Genomic DNA, 6,976 nt, shown 5'->3' with positions numbered 1-6,976 from the left:
GGGGCGGCTGCACGTGACGCGCACGGCCGTACCGCCCCGGCCGACGGCGTCCAGACGCACCGTCCACCAGCGCCCCGGCACCCGCTCGCCCGGATCACCCACCACGGCCTGCGTCATCCCGCTCTCCCTCCCACTGTGTCCCCGATGCCCGCCGCCGGCCCTCCCGCAGCGCTGCGCGGTGTACGGCGAGCCCACCGTATGCGGCACGGAAGCCGGAACCGGCGAACTCGCCCTGCCCGCCGGCCTACGACGACGGAGCGGCGTCACCCGGTCAACGCCTTGGGGGTGGAGGTGGTTTCTCTACGGGATGTGGCAGTTCGGGTCGGTGCAGCCGTCGGCCGGCGCGAGTGCCCGGGCCCGGGGCGGTGTGCCCAGCCACTCCGCCACAGGTCGAACCGTCCGACGGCCCTCACGACCGTCCTGCGTGCACGAACCGCGGGCCGGACCGGAACTCCCTCGTCAGAGCGTGTACCAGCCCGCACAGTGATCGTTTCCCACGACGGCCGGCCGGTTCTCCCGCCGCCCGGGTCGGTACCTGCGCCGGGGGAGGACGCCTCATCCGTGACCCCAGTTCCGAAGGGCGCAGACGTCCCAGGAGAAGCGACGCAGCCGGGCCTGCTCGACGTGGCCGGCCGTATCCGCGTAGTCGGTGTTGAGGTGGCGGCCGAGGACGACGACAGCCACGCTGCGGGCACCCGCGGCCTTCAGGGCGGCGGCCGCGGACTGGGCGTGATTGCCAGTGGTCCAGGTGTCGTCGACAAGCAGGACGTCGTCGCCCCAGAGCGCCGACGACGTGTAACGCGACGGAGACGCCGTGCGCCCGAGTGCGGCCGCATCCGGAATCGGCGCGAGCAGATCCCGGTAGCGGTCCCTGGTCGCGCCCACCATGTCGGCGGCCATGGTGCGCAGTGGATGATCCGCCCGGCCACTGGTGCTGGGCACCGTGGTGACGATGCCGAACCCCGGGACGGCGCACCTGTCCGCGATGCAGCCCTCGTGCGCGGCGAGAAACCGCCACAGGACCGCTGCCAGTCCCATCCGGAAGTACTGCTGCTGAGGACCTGCGGCGTTCTTGTACCGCCAGAGCTCGTTGGCGTACTGCTCCCGCTTGAGGGCCAGGCTGACCGGAACCACGGTGTCGGCGACGCCCGCCCCGAGGATTCTGCTCGCTTCGTGGCACGGCCAGCACGTCGGATACCCGGTCCTGGCGGGACCACGGCAGACCTGGCACACGCCGGGACCGGGCAGCAGCGGGTGGACGAGGAAGTTGGCGTAGCGGGCGGACAGCCCGACAACAGTGGTCATCCGGGGTCTGCCCGCTACGCCCAGGTCAGTTCGCCCGTGGTGGGGACGAGGGAGTCGAGCTGCCGGAAGACGTCCTCGGGACCGTCGATGACGGTGGTGTTGGGCCGGTTCGCGTACTCGCGGGCCCACTCGTGCGTCATCAGGGACCGCATGAGGAAGACCCGGCGGCCGTGCTCCAGGGCGAGGCGGGCCTGCATCCGGGCACCGCTGCGATAGGCCGCCTCGATCACGACGGTGGCCAGGCTGTAGCCGCTCATCACCGCGTTGCGCATGGGGAAGGAGGTCTTCGACGGCGGCGCGTCCGGCCAGAACTGTGAGATCACCAGTCCCCGCTCGGCGATCTCCTGCTGCAACCGGGCGTTCTGTGCCGGGTAGGCACGGCGCAGACCGGTGCCGACGACCGCGACCGTACGGCCGCCGACAGCGAGCGCGGCTCCGTGCGCGGCCGTGTCGATACCGGCCGCCAGCCCGGAGACCACCGTGACGCCACGCTCGGCGAGCCCGCCCGCGACGGCGCGGGCGTGAGCGACGCCTTCCGGCGTGGGAGTGCGGGTGCCGACGACGGCGACCCTCGGATCGTCCTCGGCCGGCGTGCCACGCAGGAACAGGAACGGCGGACGCTGGTGGACCAACCGCAGATAGAACGGGTAGTCCTCGTCCAGGATCGTCACCAGGCGCATCCCCTCGCGCTCCCACGAAGCGATCTCGTCGGCGACGGCCTCCAGGTCCACCGCGGGGCCGGTGTCGAAGAGTGCTCCCTGCCCCGAGGCGTCGAGCGCGCTGTCCAGAACCTCCCGGGCACTGCCCACCGACTCGATCTGATCGGTGAGATCCGGCCAGGAGCGATCCTCACGCCGCAGCAAGGCGACAAGCGCGGCACGCTCCAGGTCCTGGTCCATGCCAGAAGTATAGGAAGCCGACTTCATCCGGGTGGTCGAAGGGCGGGGACGAGGGGTTTTCGCCAACCGTCCGACCGCACTCCGGCAGATCGCCGACCGGAGTCCTGACAGCCGAAGGACAGCGGGTCCCACTCGAGTGGGACCTCTCCGTCGGGCAGCCGGAACCGAACCGGCCACGAGCGAAACGCCGGACCGGGCGGGCACCCCGCACGCGCGGGGACGACGGGGGCCGCCCCGCACACGGCGGAACGGCCCCCGGGCGGCCGGTGTGTTCAGGGGGCGGTGGTGGCCAGGGCCGGAACCGTCAGGCGGACCGGCAGGGAGCGGTGGCCGTTCATGATGAAGGTCGGCAGGGGCTGGAGTTCCTCCCGGGGGACGGCCAGGGACAGGTCGGGGAAGCGCTCGAAGAGGCGGGACAGGCCGGTGCGGGCCACCAGGCGGGCCACGCCCACGCCGAGGCAGTAGTGGGGGCCGAACCCGAAGGACAGGTGCTCCTTGTCCGCCCGGGTGAGGTCGAAGGAACCGGGGTCGTCCGGGTGCAGCCGCGGGTCGCGGCCCACGGCGCTGTAGTTGACCAGGATCGGGTCGCCCTTGGGGATGGTGACGCCGTCGAGCTCGATGTCCTCGACGGCGTAGCGCAGCGGCAGGTGCGCCAGGGGCGACTCCACGCGCAGCGTCTCGTCGATCACGTCGTCCCAGGTGGCCTGCCCGGAGCGGACCAGTTCGAGCTGCGCGGGGTCCGACAGCAGCGCGGTGATGGCGTTGTCGAAGAAGTTGATGGTGGTCTCGGAGCCGGCGCCGAGGATCGCGAAGATGGTGTCGGTCAGCTCCTCCTCGGTCAGTCGCGAACCGTCCTCGTCGCGGGCGGCCACGAGGTCGCTGGTGATGTCCTCGCCGGGCTCGCGCCGCTTGTCGGCGATCAGGTCCGCCATCGCGCCGCGCCAGCCGGCGAGCACGGCCTGGGCCTGCTCGGGGGTGATGGTGGTGTCCACCATGGCGTCGATGACCTTGGCGGTCTTGGCGCGGGCCTCCTCGGGCATGCCGATCAGGTCGGCGACCAGGCGCGCGGGCAGCGGGTAGGCGAACCGCTCGCGCAGGTCCACCACCTCGCCGGGCGCGGCCTGCGCCAGGCCGTCGAGGAGCTCGTCGGTGAGTTCCTCCACGCGCGGGCGGAACGCCTCGGTGCGGCGCGGGCTGAACGCCTTGCCGGTCAGCTTGCGCAGCCGGACGTGGTCCTTGCCGTAGGCGGTGACCATGTTGTCCATGGCCACCCAGCTGATCAGCTCCCAGTCGGGCCGTATCTCACCGTTCTGGAAGGCGGGCCAGTGGTTGCGGGCGCTCTTGGTGACCCGCGGGTCGCCGAGCACCTTCTTGATGACGTCGTGGCCGTTGAGCGACCAGGCGATGACGCCTCCGGGGAGTTCCACCGGGACCGCGGGTCCCCGGTCCCGCAGGACGGCGGCTTCGCCGTGGATGTCCCGCCCGGTGGTGTCGAGGGCGAAGGGGCAGCCTTGCTCCATGGGTTCTTCCCTGTCTGCTGAGGGGGCGGTCACTGTCCGGTGCCGAAGTGCGCGCGGGCCAGTTCCCGGCCGGCGTGCGAGGCGAGGAAGACGCCGTTGCCGGCGTGGCTGTGCAGCGTCGACAGGTCGCGCCAGACCCGTTCGACGCGCTCTCCCGCGCGTACGGAGCTGGAGCCCGCCGTCGGGAAGAGCTGGCCCTCGACGGCCCTCCAGCACAGGCGGACCACCTCACGGCTGATGGTGGCCAGCCGCAGTTCCTCCTCGCGGGTGAAGGCCGCCGCGTCCTTCAGGCAGAGCTGCTCCCACTGGCGTACGGCCTCGGTCATCGCCGCGTCGGCGGTGGCGATCATGCCGGTGGCCTCGCCGAAGCGGAACTGGAAGTCCGGGTCCTCGGTGCGCGGGACGATCGGGAAGAACGTGGTGGTGCGGGTGCGCATCAGCTCCTCGTACGCGTCCAGGGCGCCGCGGGCCATGCCGACGGCCAGCGCGCCGAGTTCGAGCAGCATGAAGCTGAGCGGTCCGCCGCCGTACTCGGGGCCGTGCAGGGTGCGTCCCGGCAGTTCGTCGGTGACCGGGATCTGGCTGAGGTGGCCGGGCAGGGTGCGGTGGGCGGGGATGCGGGCGCCCTCGATGCGGATGCTGTGCGAGCCGCTGCCCTTGAGGCCGAGCTGGTCGCCCCAGTCGTCCAGGCGCTCGAACTGCGACCGCTCGGCGATGAACAGCATCGGCGCCGGCCCGTCGGGGTCGTCGAAGACGAGGGTGTGGCCGATGAAGTGGGTGGCGTAGGGCGCGCCCGAGCAGTAGTTCCAGACGCCGTCCAGCAGCCAGGAGCCGTCCTCGGCGCGGGTCGCGCTGCCGGCCGGGGCGACCGTGGCCGGGCAGACGAAGTCGCCGCCGGCGAACAGCTCGGCCTGGGTGCGCTCGTCGAACAGGGTCGCGGCGACCAGGGCGTGGGCCGCGCCGAACAGGTACATCCAGCCGGTCGACGGGCAGCCGCGGGCCAGGGCCGTGGCGACCTTCATGAAGGTCGCCGGGCCGAACTCGTAGCCGCCGTACCGGCGCGGGACCAGGATGCGGTAGAAGCCGGCGCGGGTGAACGCCTCGTGGGTGTCCTCGGCGTAGTGGCCGCGCCGCTCCGTCTCGGCCTGCCGGGCGGGCAGGCCGGCCGCCAGTTCCTCGGCGCGGGCGACGATCTCGTCCGGGGTGAGGTCCGGCTCCGGCACGGCCGCGCGCGGGGCGAACGTCTCGGGCAGGGTGGAAGTCATCGTGGCTCGGTCCTCTTGCGTCGAAGTCGGAGTCGAGGTCGGAGTCGAAGGGGTCGCATGCGGGGGCGTGGAGACCGTCGGGGCCGTCGGGGGCGTCACAGCTTCGCCAGCGGCGTCTGCGGGGCGCCGCTCAGGGCCGCGAGCAGGTGCCGGAACTGTTCCACCAGTTCGCGGGCGGTGCGCTCGTCGAAGCGGTTGTGGTCGAACTTCAGGCTGCCCGCGAGCTCGCCGCCGGGCAGGACGTCCATGGCCCACAGGCCGCCGTCCGGGATGGCCGAGCTGACCCGCTGCGACAGGGTGCGGCGCCGGATCTCGGCGAAGCGGGGGCCGGCCGTCTCCTTGCCGTCCTCGCCGTCGAGCGGGAAGGCCGACTGGAGCACCTCGAAGGCGACGACGGCGAGGAAGCCGTCGGCGAACGGGGCGAGCAGGGCCGGGCTGTCCTCGGCGATGTGGGCGAAGGGGATCTCGTTGCGGTAGGCACCCACGCAGGCCGCGCGGGAGCGGTCGAGGACGTCGGCGAGGGTGGTGCAGTCACCGGTGTCGATGCGGATCGGCACGAAGTTGAAGAACGGGCCGACCGAGTCCGCGAACCGCTCCTCGTAGCGGCCGGAGGAGAAGGTCGGGAAGACGACGTCGGTGGTGCCGGTGCGCCGGCGCAGCAGCACGCCGTAGGCGGCGGCCAGCACCATGAAGGGGGTGCAGCGCTCGGCGCGGGCGAACTCCACGACCTTCTTCGACAGTTCGGCGTCGAAGACGAAGCGGTGCACGCCGTACGCGCTCGACAGGTCCGCCCGGGCCGGGCGGTCGGAGGTGATGCCGGTGATCTCGGCTCCGGCGAGGCGCTCGCGCCAGTAGGCGCGGGCCCGGTCGATGCGGGCGCTGTCGGCGTTCTCCTGCTGGTAGCGGGCGAACTCCCGGTACTGGGCCACCTCGCCCTGCTCGGCCGTGCCGCCGGCCGCGCGGGCGCGGTAGGCGGCCACCAGGTCGCGCATCAGGACCTGGAGGGACCAGGCGTCGGTGGACGTGTGGTGGGTGGCGAGCACGAGGACGGCGTCGGTGGCGTCGAAGCGGCCCAGGAAGGCCCGCAGGTGGGGCAGTTCGCGCACCGGGTACGGGGCGGCGTCGAGGTCGTTCAGGAACTCCTCGGCGCGCACGTCGCGCGAGGTGCCGTCCGCGTCGGGCAGGTCGGTGACCTCCAGGGCGACCGGCGCGGGCGGGTGGACGACCTGGTGGCCGCCCTCGTCGTCGCCGACCACGGCGGTGCGCAGCACCTCGTGCCGTTCGACCACGTCGTCGAGGGCACGCCGCAGGGCGTCGGTGTCGACGGCGCCGGTGACGCGCCAGCCGCACACCAGGGTGTGCCGGTGGCCGAAGGCGCCGTCCGTCTCGCCCTTGTCGAAGGCGCGCAGGAACTGCTGGTTGTACGACAGCGGGATCCGCCGGGCGGTGCCGTCGTCGGTCTGCGGCGCTGCGGTGGTGATGCTCAAGGTGACCAATCCTTTTCCCGGTCGTGGACGACCGCGTCGTGCCTGGTGGGCCTACAGGGGGGCGGGCGACAAATCCCGCAGCAGGGTCTCGAGTTCGGCGACGGTCGGGTGGCTGAGGATGTCCGCGGCGGACACCTCCACGCCCAGCTCGGCCCCGATGCGGCCGGCCAGCCGGATCGCCTGGAGGGACTCGCCGCCCAGCTCGAAGAAGCTGTCGTGGAGGCCGACCGTCTCGAGGCCGAGCGCACGGGCGAACAGGCCGCACAGCACCTTCCGGCCGGGCGTGAGCTCGTCGGTCTCCGGCACCGGCGCCGGTGCGGGCCGCTCGGGCGCGGGCAGCGCGGCGCGGTCCAGCTTGCCGTTGGGCGTCAGGGGCAGCGCGTCGAGCACGACGAAGGCGGCGGGCACCATGTAGTCGGGCAGCAGGGCGGCGACCGCGGCGCGCAGGCCGTCGGTGCCGGTGCCGCCGGGGCGGCCGGGTACGACGTAGGCGACGAGCC

At 72.7% G+C, this 6,976-nt stretch carries 6 protein-coding genes; all 6 read right to left on the bottom strand.

The window, feature by feature from the left end; genetic code table 11:
- Positions 1-555: 555 nt before the first annotated feature.
- Positions 556-1,305, bottom strand: a complete 750-nt coding sequence (locus B7767_RS15320) for a hypothetical protein (RefSeq protein ID WP_085572678.1) — start codon at positions 1,303-1,305, stop codon at positions 556-558.
- 14 nt (positions 1,306-1,319) lie between these two features.
- On the bottom strand, positions 1,320-2,204 hold the full coding sequence (locus B7767_RS15315) for a DNA-processing protein DprA (RefSeq protein ID WP_085572677.1): 885 nt from the start codon (positions 2,202-2,204) through the stop codon (positions 1,320-1,322).
- A gap of 272 nt (positions 2,205-2,476) precedes the next feature.
- Complete coding sequence (locus B7767_RS15310) at positions 2,477-3,724, bottom strand: cytochrome P450 (protein WP_085572676.1); 1,248 nt, start codon at positions 3,722-3,724, stop codon at positions 2,477-2,479.
- 29 nt (positions 3,725-3,753) lie between these two features.
- Complete coding sequence (locus B7767_RS15305) at positions 3,754-4,989, bottom strand: acyl-CoA dehydrogenase family protein (RefSeq protein ID WP_085572675.1); 1,236 nt, start codon at positions 4,987-4,989, stop codon at positions 3,754-3,756.
- Positions 4,990-5,084: 95 nt separating this feature from the next.
- On the bottom strand, positions 5,085-6,476 hold the full coding sequence (locus B7767_RS15300) for a condensation domain-containing protein (protein ID WP_085572679.1): 1,392 nt from the start codon (positions 6,474-6,476) through the stop codon (positions 5,085-5,087).
- Between the two features lie 51 nt (positions 6,477-6,527).
- The coding region (locus B7767_RS15295) for a phosphopantetheine-binding protein (protein ID WP_256923444.1) at positions 6,528-6,976 on the bottom strand (449 nt) is incomplete at its 5' end.

The organism is Streptomyces sp. 13-12-16, from assembly GCF_002114215.1.
Lineage (GTDB): Bacteria > Actinomycetota > Actinomycetes > Streptomycetales > Streptomycetaceae > Streptomyces.
This window is presented reverse-complemented; position numbering and strand designations above follow the sequence as displayed.